The organism is Agromyces sp. Marseille-P2726 (genome assembly GCF_902809835.1).
GTDB lineage: Bacteria > Actinomycetota > Actinomycetes > Actinomycetales > Microbacteriaceae > Agromyces.
Window position 1 is genome coordinate 225001 of sequence record NZ_CADDWM010000012.1, and the last position, 14851, is coordinate 239851.

The following is a 14851-nucleotide window of genomic DNA, read 5'->3' on the forward strand; positions in this document are numbered from 1 at the left end:
TCCGCTGGATCCGCCGCGGATCAGATCACGTGACTCCCGGGATCGAGCGGGTCATCGCTCGCGCGGCTCGGCTTCCTGGGGTCGAGCGGGTCCCTCACCGGGGGTGGCTCGATGGCGGCATCCGCGGGGTCGTCGTAGGCGGCCGCAGGCGTCACATCGCGCGCCACGTGATGGAGATCATCGGGTACGCCTACTTCGGGCCCCGCGGTCTCGGTCGTCGGCGCCTCGGTGCGGCCGGCCGACTGCTGCATGGTGTTGCTCCTCTCGTGCTCGCGGACGCTTCGGGGCATCCGCTCCTTCAGGCTAGGTCGGATGCCGCAGTGCGACGATGCCCTTGACGATCTCGCATCGCGTGCTATGAGGTTCCCTCAGTGCGAGCGCGGCGCCTCGCGCAACGATGGATCGAGGTGCTCGGCGCCGTCGCGGAGCGTGACCCGGCCCTCATCCACCACGGCGACGTCGCGCCAGTCGACGAGGAACATCCCCCGATGCAGCCACCGCTGCGGCCGCGCGACGATCGCCGGCGCATGCTCATCACGGCGCTCGAAGCCCCAGGTGGAGAACCGGCTCCTCGGGCTGACGAGGATGCCGACCACCACGGTGTCGGCGAGCAGCTGCCGCGGCCGGCCCGAGACCTCGAGGCGTACGTCGACGAGCGCACCGAGTCGACGCCCGTGCGCGTCGACGACGTCGGAGCCGAGGAGGTCACTCAGGATCATGTCGACCTCCCGGGATGCGACCGATGATGTGATCGCTGACCCATCGCTCGGCCCACGTCGCATCCAGCGTGTCGCCCGCGACGCCGAGCCGGATGGCCGTGCCGATCTCGGCGACCAGCTCCCAGGGGATGCGGACCCGCCGCGAGGGCGGCGGCCTGCCGCCGAAGATCCGCGTCGCGAGGTCCGATCCCGTGAGGATCGCCGTGACCCTCGGCGGCGCGGCATCCCGATCGATGGCCGCTCCGAGTTCGATGCCGACGAGCTCGAGGTCGTCCACGGTGGTCACCGGCACGTCGTCGCGGTCGAGCACCTGGCGGTCGAGCAGGTGCAGATGCGCGTCCAGCGCGCGTCCGATGGCTCGACGGTCGTTCATGCGCCCCCTCCCGTGATGATGAGCAGTGGGATGGCCGCGATCGCCGCGATCAGGATGATGACCAGGTACACCGTGCCGATGGCGTTCATGCCGCGGCCGTTCACCCGGTCGCCCATGTACTCGCGGTCGTTCGCGATGATCAGGATCGGCAGGTACGTGAGCGGCAGCGCGACCGCCGAGAACACCACCGAGAACTCGGTGACGACGATCGGGTCGACGCCGGTGGCGAGGATCGCGACGGCGACGAAGAGGCAGATGATCATCGACAGGTGGAACCGGGCCGCCTTCGCCGGCCTGCGGAACTTGCCCCACGACCACCCGAAGTACTGCGCCAACGTGTACCCGCTCGACAGCGTCGTCTCGAGGGCCGCGCCGAACGTCGCGGCGAGGATCCCGACGATCGCGAACGCCAACGCCACCTTGCCGCCGGCATCCGCGACCGGCAGCACGACCTGGCTGAGGCTCGTCACGTCGATCGACGCCGGCAGCAGCACCACCGCGGCGCAGCCGGCGATGGCGATCGAGAGCAGGCCGCCGAGCGGAAAGCCGACCAGCACGTTGAGGCGCGACGTCGCGAGGTCCTTCTCCGTCCACCGCTCCTCGATCGCGCCCGACGAGAAGAAGAACACCTCGTACGGGGTCATCGCCGCGCCGAACAGGGCGACCGCGAAGAACCAGTAGGTCGCGACCGGCTCATCCTGCGGCGTCCCGCGTTGCAGTGCCTGGCCCGCGAGCGCATTCCAGTCGGGCGCGAGCATGAAGAGCGCGACGGCGAACACGATGAGCGTGAGACCGAGCAGGCCGGTGACGTTCTCGAGCAGCCTGAAGCGCGCCCGCCACACGGCGATCCACACCCCGAATGCCGCGACGGGCATCCAGAGCAGTGGGTCGACGGATGTCGCGAGCTGCAACGCGAGCGCCACACCGCCGATCTCCGCCGTCAGCGTGAGGAGGTTGATCAGGAAGGAGGCGCCGAGGTTCGCGAGACCCGCCCGCGGGCCGAGCCGCTCGCGGATGATCTCGAAGGTGGCCCGCCCACTCACCGCAGCCACTCGGCCCGACATCTGGGCGAAGACGCAGATCCCGACCACGCCGACGAGCACGACCCACGCGAGGCCGAGTCCGAACCGCGACCCGACGACGGCGTTGGTGACCAGGTCGCCGATGTCGACGAACCCGCCGATGGCGGTGAGGATCCCGAGGGCGACGGAGAAGAGGCGCTTCATCGCGTACCACCCGGTGCGCCGAGGGCGTCGAGCGCCTCCTCGGCCTCGTCGAGGGCGGGCTCCACCGCGTCGAGGGTACCGATTCCCGCCATCGCGTCGAGCGCCTCGTTGACCGCCGTCACGCCGAGCGCGAGCGCGTCGAGCAGGTCGGCGCGGAGCGCGGCATCCGATGGGCTCTCGGCATCCGTCTCGGCGACGGCGCTCGCCGCGTCGACCAGCTCGCGGCGTGCGTCCTCGAGCGCCGTGGTGGTCGTGCTCGCGAACGTGCGGCCGTCGCGCTCCAACGCGACGGCGAGGCGGGCGGTCTCCACGGCGGTGGACCCCTGTTCGACGGCGCGATCGAACTCCGCCCCGGGATTCGTGCACGCGGTGAGCAGGGACGCCGCGACCGCGAACGTGACGACGATGACGGCTGCGTGGGGTCGTTCCCGTGCCGATGCGCGCCGGCTCCGCGACATCCGACCTCCAGTGTCCGATGACCCGATGCTGGCCCCCGCCGGGTCGTTCGGCAAGTGATCGACCCCGATCCCGTTCAGGGACGGCCGGCCGGCAGCAGATGAGCGTTCTCTCATACTCGGCCGTATGCGTCGCCGGTTTGATAGCAATGAGACATGGAGGAGGGGTCGGGAGGTCGCAACGCGCGACGGCAGCCGTCGTGGCTGCTCGTGGGGGTGCTCGTGGCCGCACTGATCGCCATGGTCGTGCTGAGTGTCACCAACGTGTTCGCGATCGCCGACAGCGGGGGGCAGCGCCAGGAGCGGATCGAGCCCGTCATCGGCGGAACGCCCACGCCCCTGCCGACCGATCCCGCATCCGGTCCGTCGTCGGCGACCCCGTCGCCCGTGCCGGCCGCGCCGCCCGTGGATGTCGACGACGACGATGACGATGACGACGATCCCGATGATGGCGGTGACGCTCCCGACGACGACCTCGATGGTTGATCGACGGACTCAGCCCAGTCGGTAGCCCATTCCCCGAACGGTCGTGATGCGGTCGTGGCCGAGCTTGCCTCGCAGGTAGCGCACGTACACGTCGACGACGTTCGACCCCGGATCGAAGTCGTAGCCCCACACCCGGCTCAGCAGCTGCTCCCGGCTGAGCACCTGACCCGGGTGGCGGAAGAACTCCTCTGCGAGCGCGAACTCGCGTGCCGACAGGTCGACCTCCCTGCCGTCGACCGAGACCCGGCGAGTGTGCAGGTCGAGCACGAGCCCGGCATGCTCCAAGCGGGATTCGGTCTCGGCCGGGGAGTCCGCGATCCGAAGCCGGATGCGCGCGAGCAGCTCGTCGAACCGGAACGGCTTCGGCATGTAGTCGTTCGCGCCCCCTGAGAGGCCTGCCACCGTGTCGGCCCCCGAGGTGCGCGCGGTGAGGATGATCACCGGGAGCGTCGACCCCTGCCCCCGAAGCTGCTCGAGCACCGTGAACCCGTCCATGCCGGGCAGCCCGATGTCGAGCACCATGAGCGCGTGATCGCCGGTCAGGGCGCGCTCGAGGGCCTCGCGTCCATCGGCGACACGCTGCGTGCTGAACCCTGCGGCGCGCAGGCCCTTCTCGACGAACGAGGCGATGCGCTCCTCGTCTTCGGCGATGAGGATGCTGCTCATGCCGAATCACCCGGGGGGTGGAGCGGCAGGACGAGCGTGAAGGTGCTGCCGAAACCGGGTGTGCTGACGAGGTCGACCCGGCCGCCGTGCGTCCTGGCGATCGCCTGAACGATCGAGAGCCCGAGACCGGAGCCCTTCACGCCACGACCAACGTCGACCCGGCCGAATCGTTCGAACACCGCTGCCTGCGCCTCCTCGGGGATGCCGGGCCCTCGATCGGCGACCGCGAACGCCACGGTCGACGGGCCGTCACCCTTCTCAACGATACGACTGCCGATGGTGATGTCGCCGCCGCCGTGCGTGGCGGCATTCGCCGCCAGCTGGAGGATCGCCTGCGTCACCCGCGCTGCATCGAGTGTCGCCGTGCCCTCGGCCACGGGGCCCTCCGTGACCCGTGCTCCATCGATCGCCTGGGCCTTGGCGATGACCGCTCGGGTGAGGGCGCCGACGTCGACGGGCTCGAGCACGAGGTTGCGCGTCGACCCGGCCTCGAGCGCGCTCGAGATGTCGGCCACGAGGTCGGCCATGCGGTCGAGCTCCTCGATGGCGAGTCCGCGCGTCTCCTCGACGTCGGCCGGCGACGACGGATCGAGCAGCTCGAGGTGCCCGCGCACGATCGTGATCGGCGTCTTCAGCTCGTGCCCGACATCGTCGAGCAGGCGACGCTGTCCCTCCAGCGCGCCGTCGAGGCGGTCGAGCATCTCGTTGAACGTCCGAGCCAACTGCGAGACGTCGTCGTTGCCGTGCACGTCCACGCGCTCCGACGATGCGGTCGCGGTGATGCGGGCCGCGGTCTCGCGCAGGCGTCGGAGGGGGCCGAGCAGCCGCCCCGAAACCAGCCACCCCACGACGGCGGCGGCGGCAACGGTGACCGCGGCTGAGATGGCGAAGGTGCGCGCCGCGGCATCCAGGTCTGCCAGCGAACCTCGCACGTCGTACGCTGCCACGAAGATGCCCTGCTGCGGGTCGTTCGCCAGCCGCACGGGCGTGGCGATGTAGCGCAGGGCGTCGTCGCCGCTGACGAACGTTCCCATGACGACGTTGCCGCCCGCGGTCTCGTCGACCACCCTCGGCACGAGCGAGGGATACGCGTCGAGCGGGACGTCGACGTTGACGCCGGGAACCAGCGCCGCTCGCCCGTCGATGATGCCCAGGGTGCCCTCGTTGCGATCGGGATTGATCTGCTGCACGACCGCGCGCAACGCCGGCTCCAGCCCGGTCCACTGGCCCTCGGTGACGACGATCCGCGCGTTCTCGACGGTGGTGGTGAGCCGGTCGTCGATGTTCGCGAGGATCCGCTCGCGCTGCACCACATGCGCGAACGCACCCGCCAGGAAGACGCCGATCGCGGCCACGATGACGACGATCCCGACGATCCGGGCTCGCACCGGGAACGAAGCGCGTCGGGGCGCCTGCGTCGCTTCGGTCTGGGCCATGCCCCTCATTATCTCGGCGGCTCTGCGGGCGGATGCCGCGCGCGCTCGAGGATGAGGAACCTCTCATGCGCGGCTCATGCGCCTCTCGCCTCGGATCGGTGACATGGAGAAGGTCATGAGGAACACGGAACCCACGGTCGCAGAACTCGTCGCCGAGGCGGTCGCCGCGGGCGGCGAGCGAGTGCGTTCGGCTGAGCTCGTCTCGACCGAGGTGTCGGACGACGCCCGCCTCAACGCCGTGTCGGTCGAGGTGGACGGCGCCGAGCCTCGCCTCTACTACGTACGCGAACCGGCCGACGGCGGCCTTCCGCAGCTCTGGCTGCATCCCGACGACCCGCGGCTGCCCGCGCTCCAGGCCGTCGCGTTCCCGCACGCGGTGAGCATCGTCCTCGGTCGGATGTCGCTGCCGACCCGAGTGGACGAGCTCGAGCTGCGCAGCTATCGGCCCGGTCGCCGCGCGGTGGCCCGCGTGGTGGTCGGCGGCCGGCTGCTCTGGCTCAAGGTGGTTCGCCCGACCCGGGTCGAGCGCATCGCCGCATCCCATCGGGCGCTCGCCGGCGCCGGACTCCCGGTGCCACCGCTCCTGTCGTGGTCGCCCGCCGGCCTGCTCGTGCAGGGCACGGCCGAGGGAGTGCCGATGGCCGACGTCACGCGCACCGCCTCCCCCGACGCGATCATCGCCGCCGTCGACCGCATGCGTGCCGGCCTGGCCGGCGCGACGCTCGACCATCCGGTCCGTCCGGTGGTGCGAGGCCGCAGCGCCTGGTATGCGGATGTCCTCGCGAACGTCTCCGGCGAGCTCGGTGCTCGCGCCGGGCGGCTCGCCGCATGGGTGGGCGACCGGGAAACGACATCCCCGGCATCCGTCGCCGTCCATGGCGACCTGCACCTCGGTCAGCTCTTCTCGCGATCGGCCGACGACCCCACGGTCGTCGGGGTCATCGACGTCGACACCGCCGGATTGGGCGACCCCGCCGACGACTCGGCCGCGTTCATCTCGAATGCGCTGGCTGCGGCCGGACTCAACGACGACCCGGGCGACTCGGCTCGGCTCACGGAGCTGGCGCGACACGCGTTCCGCGCCTGGACCGTCGGCACTGCCGAGGATCCCGAAGTCGCCGAGCGGGTTCGACGCTCGCTGGTCGAGCACCTCCTTGCCCAGGCCGCGCAGCTCGCCGACCTCGCCGACCGCCCCGGCCTCGCCGACCGCCCCGGCCTCGCCGACCGCCTGCTGGGGGACGCCGAGGCGATCGCGGCCGGCGACGAACCCGAGGGACCCCGAGGTGGTGGAGCCGGATGAGCGGAGATGAGGGCAGATGAGAGGCCTCTCAGACTGCTCTCCCCGCCACCTCATTCCCGCTCGAGATCCTGAACATGAACCCAGGCGGCCCCCCGAGACTCCGGCGGATCCGCCGCCAGCAAGGAAGAAAGAGGACATCATGCAAGCGAAGAAGTGGATCATCATCGGCGCGGCCGGCACCCTGGGTCTGGGCATCATCGCCGGCGGCGCGGCGGCGGTCGCCGACTCGATGGACTTGCGCGATGTGAGCGATGTCAGCACCGTGCAGCCGGTCGAGGGCACCACCACCGATGACCGGACCGACGGCGTGAAGACCGCCGTGTCGCCCAGCTCGTCCCCCGTCTCGACGCAGAGCCCCGCCACCCCGGTCTCGTCGCAGAGCCCCGCCACCGCGCCCACCGCGGCCGCGCCCACCGCGGTCACGCCGCCGAGTGCGCAGTCGCCGGCCACCGCGGCATCCGTCGCCTCGGCGAACTCGCCCAGCTGACGTCAGCCCCTGTGAACGGCGCTCGCCCCGGTTCTCCCGGAGCGAGCGCCGTTCTTGTGCGTCAGCGGCGTATGCTGTCGGCCGTGGCGCATCCGAGGGTGGTCGATCCCGGGCATCCGCTCGTCGAACGCGTGCGGGCCATCTGCTTCGAGTTGCCCGAGGTCGTCGAAATCGAGGCGTGGGGGCGGCCGACCTTCCGAGCCGCCAAGCCGATCTTCGTACACGTGGCGGCCACCGCGGAGCGGCCGCTGTCGATCGTCGTGAAGACCGACCCCGAGGAGCATCCCGCGCTCACCCAGGACGGCCGCTTCTACGGGGTTCCGTACTACGACCGCGCGCGCTGGATCGGGGCCGACCTCGACCGGCCCGACACCGACTGGACGCTGCTCGCAGAGCTCATCGAGACGTCGTACCGGCAGGTCGCCAACCGACGGCAGCTTCGCGTGCTGGATGCGTTGCGGCCCGAGCATGCGGCCGAGGGATCGCAGCCAGAACGGCGGTGACCGCTCCGCACGCTGGGCGCCCGCCGATTGGCGAGATCGAACCACGTGGGATAGAGTGACGTGGTTGCCTGATCGCCGATGAACGCTGGCGACATCGCACGCGCCCGTAGCTCAACGGATAGAGCATCTGACTACGGATCAGAAGGTTGGGGGTTCGAATCCCTCCGGGCGCGCTCTGTGTTGAGACAGGTGAGACGGCTCGCGAAAGCGGGCCGTTCTCATTTGCGCCGGTCGCTCATCGAGGTCGGTCCCGGTGCCCGCTCGCAGTTCAGCAGCGACCAGGGTCCGGATGTCATGTGTCATCGGACCATCACCGATGTCATCCGGCCCCGGTATGCTCACCACATCTGATTCCCGAAGTCGAGAGTCCGGATATGAGGGGTGTACGTGCCCGGCTCCGCCGGGTGACGTCGTGTCTGGGAGTGCCGCGCTTGCGCGGCGCGCCGACCGGCGAGTCCGGCCGCTGGGGGCGACCTAGGGCGGTCGGTGACCGCGTGTCGCCCGCCTTTCCCGCGGCTGCGATCATGCGCGTCGTGTACTCCACGCTCATCGCCGTCGCGGTCGCCGTGCTGCTCTTCCACGAGTTCACCACCGCGTTCGCCGGTCTCGACGCAGCCCCGACAACCGCTGGTGCAGCGCGCGGCGGCGGTGGGCTCGGCCCGGGGCACGTGGTCTGGGCGCTTCCGGCCATCGCCCTCGCGGCGGTCGTGGGCGCCGGCCTCGTCGTGGCATCCGGCACGCAATCGGGGCACTGGGTCCTCGAGAGGCTGGGCGTGCCGTGGCCGGTGCGCGATGCGCGACCCCAGGCCAACGGGCTGGCGTGGGCCGCGATCGGCGTGCTCGGCGTGTACTTCACCGATGAGGCCTTCGCAGCGTTCCCCGGCGGCTCGCAGGTGGCCGCGCTCACCCTCGGAGGGGTGCTGGGGTACGGCACCATGCGGCTGCACCGACATGCCATCGAGCACGAGGCGTACCGCACGTTCAACCTCGTGGCGATGCTGCTCGCCGCGGGCAGTCTCGCGAGCATGGGCACCACATCGACGGGCGCCTGGTGGACCGAGAACTTCAGCACCCTCGGCACGTCCGACGACCTCGCGGCCGCGTGCTTCAACGTCGGCATCGTGGTCTCGGGCGCCGGCATGGCCGTCATGTCGGGCTCGCTCACGAGGGCGATTCCCGAGGCACGCTTCGGGGCGCGCCGCGGCGGCGTGCTCGCCATGCGCGTGCTCATCATCGCGATCGGAGTGAGCCTCGTCGGCGTGGGACTCGTGCCCATCGACGGGGCCACCGATCTCCACAACCTGGCCGCCTGCGGTGCGGCAGGTTCGTTCGCCGTGCTCTGCCTCGGAATCCGGCTGTGGGCGCGCCGGCTGCCCCGGCCCTTGCTCATCGCCTCGTACGCGTCCATCGCGATCGAGGTGGTCGCGATGATCGCCTACGACGGGATCGGCCTCTTCAACCTCACGGTCTTCGAGATCGTGGCGTTCACCCTCGTGTTCGCGTGGTTGATCGCGCTGGTCGCGATCACTCATTCCTCCTCGTCGGGCGAGGCGACGGATGCCGCAGGCGAGGCGAAGCGTCGACGGCGACCGCCGCGATGCGAGCGCCGCCTCGTCTGCGTCGAGCATGAGGCTCCGGTGCGTCGGTTCCGCGGGCCGCCTCCCGCTCGCGCGCACCCGCCGCGCCGAGGGGATCCACGACCCCGACGCAACCCCGGGTGCCGACCGTGCTCCGCAGGCTATGGTCGAGGAACGTCCCGATCGTCGCAGGAGGAACATGAGCACCGAAGCGCAGCGCGCCGAGATCACGATCGAACGCAATGACGAGGCCCGCCGTTACGAGCTGAGACTCGACGGAGACCTCGCCGGCTATGCCCAGTTCCGCACCAACCCTCAACGCATCACGTTCACCCACACCGTGGTCCTGCCCGAGTACGGCGGCAAGGGGCTCGGGAGTCGACTCGCGAAGCACGTGCTCGACGACGCCGTGGAACGAGGCGACACCATCGTCCCCGTGTGCCCGTTCATCGGCCACTTCCTGAAGGAACACCCCGAGTACGAGGCGTCCGTCGACTGGCCCTGACCCCTCGAATTGCCCCCATTCGGGGCGATGCGCGACGACCAGTCGCGCCGTTACTCTTCGAAGAGCCCGAGTCGGCCCGAACCTGACGGGCTCGTCGCGCAACGACGAACTCCGGGATCGCGGTCTCCGTCGATCCCTCGGGACCTGCTCGCCGAGCTCTGTTCGGGTCGCTCGGCGGGGGAGGCCTCCTGGCGAGGCCCGCGGTGGGGTGGGAGGTAGGGTTCCCACCCCGCCGTCCCTCGCCCGTCAGGCGCGACGAACCGGCTCGTGCGGCTCCGCGACGCTGTGGCGCAGGCGGTCGCAGAGTTCGGTGAGCTGCTGCAGCTCGGCGTCGTCGAGCGCGTGCCCGACGTGGCGCTCGATCGCCTCGACGTGCTGCAGCGCCACGCGTCGGTAGAGCTCGAACCCCTCGGCGGTGATGCCCACGATCGTGCCGCGACCGTCGTCGGGGTCGTGCCGTTTCGCAACGAGGCCCCGAGCCACGAGTCGGTCGACGAGACGGCTGACGCTCGGCTGCGTGATGAGCACGTTGCGGTTGAGCTCCTTCAGGCGAAGCTTGCGCCCGGGCGCCCGGGCGATGTTGAAGAGCACGTCGTACTCATTCAGCGAGATGATCTCGCTCGGGAACTCCGCGGCAAGGGCGCGCATGATCGTGACCTGGGCGCGGAAGAGCGACTCCCAGGCGGCTACCGTGATCGCGCGATCAGCCACGCGGAGCTCCCTTCGACTGCGGCCGGCGAACGGCCGGTGCTCCAAGGATAGGGAACCTCGTCGCGAGGGCAGGGAACCTCGCCGGGGACGGTTGAGGGCCGGTCGTAGAGGCTGACGACCGGCCCTCTCCCTTGCACCAAGAGTGTCCTGCAATCACATTCCGCACCGACCGCCACAGCAAACAGTCGGTGCGTAACCGAATATATAACGGATCGGTAACGGCGTCTAGTTATCGTTCTGTGATTCTTTCCGAAGGTCGCTTCGGGTCGTCCGAACCCTCGTGAAGAACGACCAGGACCCTCGTGAAGAAGGACCAGGCCGGCCTGTGGGATAATGGATTCATCAATCCATCAATCCATCAACCGAACGGATGTCACGACGTGACCCCCGACTCCCAACTTCCGCTGTACGAGGTCAAGGCCAACCTCTTCAAGGGCCTCGCGCATCCGCTTCGCGTACGTGTGCTCGAGGTGCTGTCGTCGGCGTCCGAGACGTCCGTCTCCCAGTTGCTCGAGGCAACGGGGCTCGAGGCCTCGCACCTCTCCCAGCACCTGGCGGTGCTCAAGCGCAACCTCCTGGTGCGCGCCGACCGTCGCGGCAACCAGGTGTACTACCGGCTCGCCTATCCGCAGGTCGCCGAACTGCTGCGCGTCGCTCGGGCCCTGCTCGGGCAGATCCTCGAGACGACGGAACGTCAGCTCGTCGAGCAGGCCGCACTGCCCGAGATCCCCCCGCCGCCCCGGGAGGGCGCGGCCCGAGCGGCAGGACGCAGGTCATGATCCGGTCGGCCGCGCGTCGGGTCTCGAGGGTGTGGGAGCTCCTCCCGAGCCCCGCCGACTACCGCGACCTGCCCCGCACCTGGAAGGGCGACCTCGTCGCGGGCATCACGGTGGGCATCGTCGCGCTCCCACTGGCCCTCGCCTTCGGCGTGAGCTCGGGTGCGGGCGCCGAGGCCGGGCTCGTGACCGCGATCGTCGCGGGCGTCGTCGCGGCCGTCTTCGGCGGGTCGAACGTGCAGGTGTCGGGCCCGACCGGCGCCATGGTCGTCGTTCTCGGGCCGATCATCGCCCAGTATGGCCTCGCGGTGCTCGCGCCCGTCGGCGTGCTGGCGGGCGTGATCGTGCTCGTCGCGGGAATGCTGCGGCTCGGCCGCGCCGTGACGTACATCCCGTGGCCGGTGATCGAGGGCTTCACGCTCGGCATCGCGGTGATCATATTCCTGCAGCAGGTGCCGGCCGCCTTCGGCGCGGAGCCGGGCTCGAGCACCAACGCCCTCGTCGCGGCGATCCAGTCGCTCGCGACGGTGCAGTGGCCGGATGCCGCATGGGCCCTCGCGATCGTCGCGGTCGTCGTGCTCGTCATGGTGGGCGGCGCCCGGGTGCATCCCCGTATGCCCTGGTCGATCATCGCCATCGTCCTCGTGAGCGTGGTCGTCGCGCTCACGGGCATCCGCGTCGCGACCATCGGCGAGCTGCCGGTCGGGCTTCCGATGCCTACGGTGCCCCTCGTCGATTTGGCGACGCTCTCGGCGCTCGTCGGACCTGCGTTCACGATCGCCGCGCTCGCCGCCATCGAGTCGCTCCTGTCGGCTCGCGTGGCCGCATCGATCTCCGATACCGGGCCCTACGATGCCGACCGGGAGCTCGTCGGCCAGGGCCTGGCGTCGGTGGCAGCGGGGTTCTTCGGCGGCATGCCGGCCACGGGCGCCATCGCCAGGACGGCGGTGAACATCCGGTCGGGCGCTCGTACCCGTCTGGCCTCCGTGGTGCACGCCCTGCTGCTGCTCGTCGTGGTGTTCATCGGTGGCGCCGTGGTGGCCGTGATCCCGCTCGCGGCGCTGGCGGGCGTGCTCATGGTCACCGCGTTCCGGATGGTCTCGGTCGCCACCGTCCGTTCGGTGCTCGGCTCGACGCGCTCCGACGCCGCGGTGTTCGTCATCACGGCCATCATCACGGTGAGCTTCGACCTCATCTACGCGGTACTCATCGGCATCGCCGTCGCCGCGTTCTTCGCGCTTCGCGCGCTCTCGAACTCGAGCGGAGTGCACCGTGAGGAGCTCCCCGGCCCCGCTGAGCCGGGCGATGAGCGCATCGCGCTGTTCCGCCTCGACGGTGCGCTGTTCTTCGGCGCGGCGGAGCGCATGCTCGAGCGCGTCAGCGGCATCCGCGGCATCGAGGTCGTGATCATCCGGATGTCGCAGCTGCAGATCCTCGACGCAACCGGAGCCCAGGTCATCACCGAACTCATCCAGGCCCTCGAGCGCCGCGGCGTCACCGTGCTCGTGAAGGGCATCCAGTCACGCCACCTGTCGCTCGCGACGCGGGTGGGCGTGATCTCGTCGCTGCGGCACCAGAACCACCTCTTCGACGACCTCGACCTTGCCGTCGAGCATGCCCGGAGCCACGTCGCGCGGGCAGCGCGAGCCGGGTCGACGCCCGAACGCGCGCCTCAGTAGAGGTCGGGCGACGGCGTCGAGGCCTGCCGGATGGAGACATCCGCGTGGCGATCGAACCGGTACCCGACGCCGCGCACGGTCCGCACGATGTCCTGGTAGTGCGCGAGCTTCGCCCGAAGGCGACGCACGTGCACGTCGATGGTGCGTTCGCTCGGCGCGTCCTCGTCGGCTCGCCAGAGGGCGTCGATCAGCTGGTGGCGATCGATCGTGCGACCCTCGCGGAGCACGAGGTACTGGAGCAGCTCGAACTCCTTGTACGTGAGGCCGGCGGGCTCGCCGTCGAGCAGCACGCGCTTGCGGGAGATGTCGATGATGACCCCGTTGGGATGGCGATCGGTGTCGTCGCGAGTGCCCTGGTCTTCTCGCTGCTTGGCGAGGGCCGCCGGGTCCTGGAGGGCGAGGCGCACGACGTCCACGTCGCGCCCGCCCGCGCCCTCAGGGGCCAGGGCCACGGCAGCGTAGGTCTCGGCCGACGGCGCGACCTCGGTCGTGAGCTTGCGGAGCGCCTCGACGATCCGGTGCAGCGTGGTTCCGTCTGCGGCGGCCTTCGTCTCGTCGATACCGACGTAGAGCACGAAGCCTCGGGCCTCGGTGCCCTCGGGCACAGCGCGCACTCGAGGGGCCGTGGGGTGGGCCGCGGTTGCGGCATCCGTCACGTCGGCGGCGACCCGCGACGGGCCGTGGGCGATCGAGAGCGGGCGGCGGGCCGGAGCGTGGGGCAGCGACGGCGCGGTGCGGACGATGGAGGTGTTGGGGGTGGGTGCGAGAGCGAGAGACATGACGTCGGTCCTTGTGAAGTCGGTGCAGCGAGCAGACCCCTGGAGATGGCGGGGTCGGTGCGAAATGGCCGTTCGGCCGGGGAACCCCAAGCGGGGGTTCGGTGGAGTCCGAGCCGATCAGGATGTCGATCGGCGACGGGACTCGGCGGTCGGGTCGCGGTCAGCGGCACATTCGACAACACATGGGCGCACGCGCCGACATCATCATGTCGGCAGTCCTGGTCACCTCGCGGGCGGTCAGGGTGCGTGCGGTGTCAGTCATGGGCGTCAGTCAAACCCATGGCCCGATTCATGTCAATTCATGACGTGCAGATGACGGGGTATGACGCCGAAGACGATTCACGCCCCCGGCGAGTGCCCGGCAGGATCAGGTGAGCGGATGCCACGCCTGCAAGATCCTGCGACGAATCGCGAATCTGGAGAATCTTCTCGGTTCAATTCACGCTTCGGCGTGTTGCCCTCGAAGATCCTTCGTCATTACCACGGTTCAGACCGTGCCGTAGAGGCGATCGCCGGCATCGCCGAGGCCCGGCACGATGTATCCGTGCTCGTTGAGCCGCTCATCGACGGCCCCGACGACGATGCTGACCTCGTGGCCCTCGAGCGACTGCTCGACCGCAGTGAGGCCCTCGGGCGCGGCGAGGATGCAGATCGCCGTGACATCCGTCGCCCCTCGCTCGAGCAGGAACCGGATGGCCGCGCTGAGCGAGCCGCCGGTCGCGAGCATCGGGTCGAGCACGAAGCACTGGCGGTCTGACAGGTCGTCGGGGAGACGTTCGGCGTACGTGGTGGGCTCGAGCGTCTCTTCATCGCGAGCCATGCCGAGGAACCCGACTTCGGCGCTCGGCAGGAGCTTCACCATGCCCTCGAGCATGCCGAGTCCGGCGCGCAGGATGGGCACGATGAGCGGCCTCGGCTCGGCGATGCGGACCCCGGTCGTGGGCGCGACGGGGGTGACGATGTCGACCGGCTCCACCCGGACCCCGCGCGTGCCCTCGTATGCGAGCAGCGTCATGAGCTCCTCGACGAGTGCACGGAAGACCGGAGACGGGGTGTTCACGTCGCGGAGCACCGTCAGTTTGTGGGTGATGAGCGGGTGATCGGCAACGTGGACTCGCATAGGCTCGAGTCTATTGCCGACCCGATTCTCACCCGAGTTGCCCGAAGCTCGTG

At 70.1% G+C, this 14851-nt stretch carries 18 protein-coding genes and 1 tRNA gene; 9 read left to right on the plus strand and 10 right to left on the minus strand.

Annotated features, from left to right (window positions below; all coding sequences use genetic code 11):
- Positions 1-20: 20 nt before the first annotated feature.
- The 5 genes from HUS56_RS07315 to HUS56_RS07335 form a co-directional block, all read right to left on the minus strand.
- Positions 21-251, minus strand: coding sequence for a hypothetical protein (locus HUS56_RS07315; RefSeq protein ID WP_173922740.1), 231 nt, complete (start codon positions 249-251; stop codon positions 21-23).
- Positions 252-368: 117 nt separating this feature from the next.
- Positions 369-719 (minus strand): PRC-barrel domain-containing protein, encoded by a 351-nt coding sequence (locus tag HUS56_RS07320; protein WP_173922741.1) that lies wholly within the window; start codon positions 717-719, stop codon positions 369-371.
- Positions 706-1092, minus strand: coding sequence for a hypothetical protein (locus HUS56_RS07325; protein WP_173922742.1), 387 nt, complete (start codon positions 1090-1092; stop codon positions 706-708). The genes HUS56_RS07320 and HUS56_RS07325 overlap by 14 nt, the downstream gene beginning before the upstream one ends.
- Positions 1089-2318 carry an NRAMP family divalent metal transporter gene (locus HUS56_RS07330; RefSeq protein ID WP_173922743.1) on the minus strand — a complete coding sequence of 410 codons (1230 nt, stop codon included), beginning with the start codon at positions 2316-2318 and terminating at the stop codon, positions 1089-1091. Before HUS56_RS07330 ends, HUS56_RS07325 begins: the two co-directional genes overlap by 4 nt.
- The gene (locus tag HUS56_RS07335) at positions 2315-2776 is read right to left on the minus strand and encodes a hypothetical protein (protein WP_173922744.1); all 462 of its coding nucleotides are present in this window, start codon (positions 2774-2776) and stop codon (positions 2315-2317) included. The genes HUS56_RS07330 and HUS56_RS07335 overlap by 4 nt, the downstream gene beginning before the upstream one ends.
- 153 nt (positions 2777-2929) lie before the next feature.
- Between HUS56_RS07335 and HUS56_RS07340 the strand changes: the two genes are divergently transcribed.
- Positions 2930-3259 carry a hypothetical protein gene (locus tag HUS56_RS07340; RefSeq protein WP_173922745.1) on the plus strand — a complete coding sequence of 110 codons (330 nt, stop codon included), beginning with the start codon at positions 2930-2932 and terminating at the stop codon, positions 3257-3259.
- A 9-nt stretch (positions 3260-3268) separates the two neighbouring features.
- On the opposite strand, the gene HUS56_RS07345 is transcribed toward HUS56_RS07340, so the two are convergent.
- Together HUS56_RS07345 and HUS56_RS07350 are read right to left on the minus strand one after the other, a co-directional pair.
- Positions 3269-3925, minus strand: coding sequence for a response regulator transcription factor (locus HUS56_RS07345; protein ID WP_173922746.1), 657 nt, complete (start codon positions 3923-3925; stop codon positions 3269-3271).
- Positions 3922-5361: a HAMP domain-containing sensor histidine kinase gene (locus tag HUS56_RS07350; RefSeq protein WP_173922747.1), complete on the minus strand. Its 1440-nt coding sequence runs from the start codon at positions 5359-5361 to the stop codon at positions 3922-3924. Before HUS56_RS07350 ends, HUS56_RS07345 begins: the two co-directional genes overlap by 4 nt.
- 115 nt (positions 5362-5476) lie before the next feature.
- Between HUS56_RS07350 and HUS56_RS07355 the strand changes: the two genes are divergently transcribed.
- The 6 genes from HUS56_RS07355 to HUS56_RS07380 all read left to right on the plus strand — a co-directional run bounded on the left by HUS56_RS07355 (position 5477) and on the right by HUS56_RS07380 (position 9733).
- Positions 5477-6661 (plus strand): phosphotransferase family protein, encoded by a 1185-nt coding sequence (locus HUS56_RS07355; protein ID WP_173922748.1) that lies wholly within the window; start codon positions 5477-5479, stop codon positions 6659-6661.
- 139 nt (positions 6662-6800) lie between these two features.
- The gene (locus tag HUS56_RS07360; protein ID WP_173922749.1) at positions 6801-7148 is read left to right on the plus strand and encodes a hypothetical protein; all 348 of its coding nucleotides are present in this window, start codon (positions 6801-6803) and stop codon (positions 7146-7148) included.
- A gap of 83 nt (positions 7149-7231) precedes the next feature.
- Positions 7232-7651 (plus strand): MmcQ/YjbR family DNA-binding protein, encoded by a 420-nt coding sequence (locus HUS56_RS07365; protein ID WP_173922750.1) that lies wholly within the window; start codon positions 7232-7234, stop codon positions 7649-7651.
- Positions 7652-7751: 100 nt separating this feature from the next.
- Positions 7752-7824 (plus strand) — tRNA-Arg (locus tag HUS56_RS07370).
- Between the two features lie 351 nt (positions 7825-8175).
- On the plus strand, positions 8176-9474 hold the full coding sequence (locus tag HUS56_RS07375; protein WP_173922751.1) for a hypothetical protein: 1299 nt from the start codon (positions 8176-8178) through the stop codon (positions 9472-9474).
- Positions 9428-9733, plus strand: a complete 306-nt coding sequence (locus tag HUS56_RS07380; protein WP_173922752.1) for a GNAT family N-acetyltransferase — start codon at positions 9428-9430, stop codon at positions 9731-9733. The genes HUS56_RS07375 and HUS56_RS07380 overlap by 47 nt, the downstream gene beginning before the upstream one ends.
- Before the next feature lie 246 nt (positions 9734-9979).
- Here HUS56_RS07380 and HUS56_RS07385 read toward each other — a convergent pair whose 3' ends face one another.
- On the minus strand, positions 9980-10444 hold the full coding sequence (locus HUS56_RS07385; protein WP_371808300.1) for a MarR family winged helix-turn-helix transcriptional regulator: 465 nt from the start codon (positions 10442-10444) through the stop codon (positions 9980-9982).
- Between the two features lie 380 nt (positions 10445-10824).
- On the opposite strand from HUS56_RS07385, the gene HUS56_RS07390 reads away from it, so the two are divergent.
- A complete protein-coding gene (locus tag HUS56_RS07390) occupies positions 10825-11223 on the plus strand; it encodes a metalloregulator ArsR/SmtB family transcription factor (protein ID WP_173922753.1) in 399 nt (132 codons plus the stop codon).
- The gene (locus tag HUS56_RS07395; protein ID WP_173922754.1) at positions 11220-12899 is read left to right on the plus strand and encodes a SulP family inorganic anion transporter; all 1680 of its coding nucleotides are present in this window, start codon (positions 11220-11222) and stop codon (positions 12897-12899) included. The genes HUS56_RS07390 and HUS56_RS07395 overlap by 4 nt, the downstream gene beginning before the upstream one ends.
- On the opposite strand, the gene HUS56_RS07400 is transcribed toward HUS56_RS07395, so the two are convergent.
- Together HUS56_RS07400 and upp are read right to left on the minus strand one after the other, a co-directional pair.
- Positions 12893-13678 (minus strand): winged helix-turn-helix domain-containing protein, encoded by a 786-nt coding sequence (locus tag HUS56_RS07400; RefSeq protein WP_173922755.1) that lies wholly within the window; start codon positions 13676-13678, stop codon positions 12893-12895. The genes HUS56_RS07395 and HUS56_RS07400 overlap by 7 nt on opposite strands.
- Before the next feature lie 487 nt (positions 13679-14165).
- A complete protein-coding gene (gene upp, locus HUS56_RS07405; protein WP_173922756.1) occupies positions 14166-14798 on the minus strand; it encodes a uracil phosphoribosyltransferase in 633 nt (210 codons plus the stop codon).
- Positions 14799-14851 lie beyond the last annotated feature (53 nt).

Bases quoted from the DNA above. Each gene is read 5' to 3' on its own strand.
- HUS56_RS07315 (WP_173922740.1), bottom strand. From the start codon at position 251: ATGCAGCAGTCGGCCGGCCGCACCGAGGCGCCGACGACCGAGACCGCG.
- HUS56_RS07320 (WP_173922741.1), bottom strand. From the start codon at position 719: ATGATCCTGAGTGACCTCCTCGGCTCCGACGTCGTCGACGCGCACGGG.
- HUS56_RS07325 (WP_173922742.1), bottom strand. From the start codon at position 1,092: ATGAACGACCGTCGAGCCATCGGACGCGCGCTGGACGCGCATCTGCAC.
- HUS56_RS07330 (WP_173922743.1), bottom strand. From the start codon at position 2,318: ATGAAGCGCCTCTTCTCCGTCGCCCTCGGGATCCTCACCGCCATCGGC.
- HUS56_RS07335 (WP_173922744.1), bottom strand. From the start codon at position 2,776: ATGTCGCGGAGCCGGCGCGCATCGGCACGGGAACGACCCCACGCAGCC.
- HUS56_RS07340 (WP_173922745.1), top strand. From the start codon at position 2,930: ATGGAGGAGGGGTCGGGAGGTCGCAACGCGCGACGGCAGCCGTCGTGG.
- HUS56_RS07345 (WP_173922746.1), bottom strand. From the start codon at position 3,925: ATGAGCAGCATCCTCATCGCCGAAGACGAGGAGCGCATCGCCTCGTTC.
- HUS56_RS07350 (WP_173922747.1), bottom strand. From the start codon at position 5,361: ATGGCCCAGACCGAAGCGACGCAGGCGCCCCGACGCGCTTCGTTCCCG.
- HUS56_RS07355 (WP_173922748.1), top strand. From the start codon at position 5,477: ATGAGGAACACGGAACCCACGGTCGCAGAACTCGTCGCCGAGGCGGTC.
- HUS56_RS07360 (WP_173922749.1), top strand. From the start codon at position 6,801: ATGCAAGCGAAGAAGTGGATCATCATCGGCGCGGCCGGCACCCTGGGT.
- HUS56_RS07375 (WP_173922751.1), top strand. From the start codon at position 8,176: ATGCGCGTCGTGTACTCCACGCTCATCGCCGTCGCGGTCGCCGTGCTG.
- HUS56_RS07380 (WP_173922752.1), top strand. From the start codon at position 9,428: ATGAGCACCGAAGCGCAGCGCGCCGAGATCACGATCGAACGCAATGAC.
- HUS56_RS07395 (WP_173922754.1), top strand. From the start codon at position 11,220: ATGATCCGGTCGGCCGCGCGTCGGGTCTCGAGGGTGTGGGAGCTCCTC.
- HUS56_RS07400 (WP_173922755.1), bottom strand. From the start codon at position 13,678: ATGTCTCTCGCTCTCGCACCCACCCCCAACACCTCCATCGTCCGCACC.
- upp (WP_173922756.1), bottom strand. From the start codon at position 14,798: ATGCGAGTCCACGTTGCCGATCACCCGCTCATCACCCACAAACTGACG.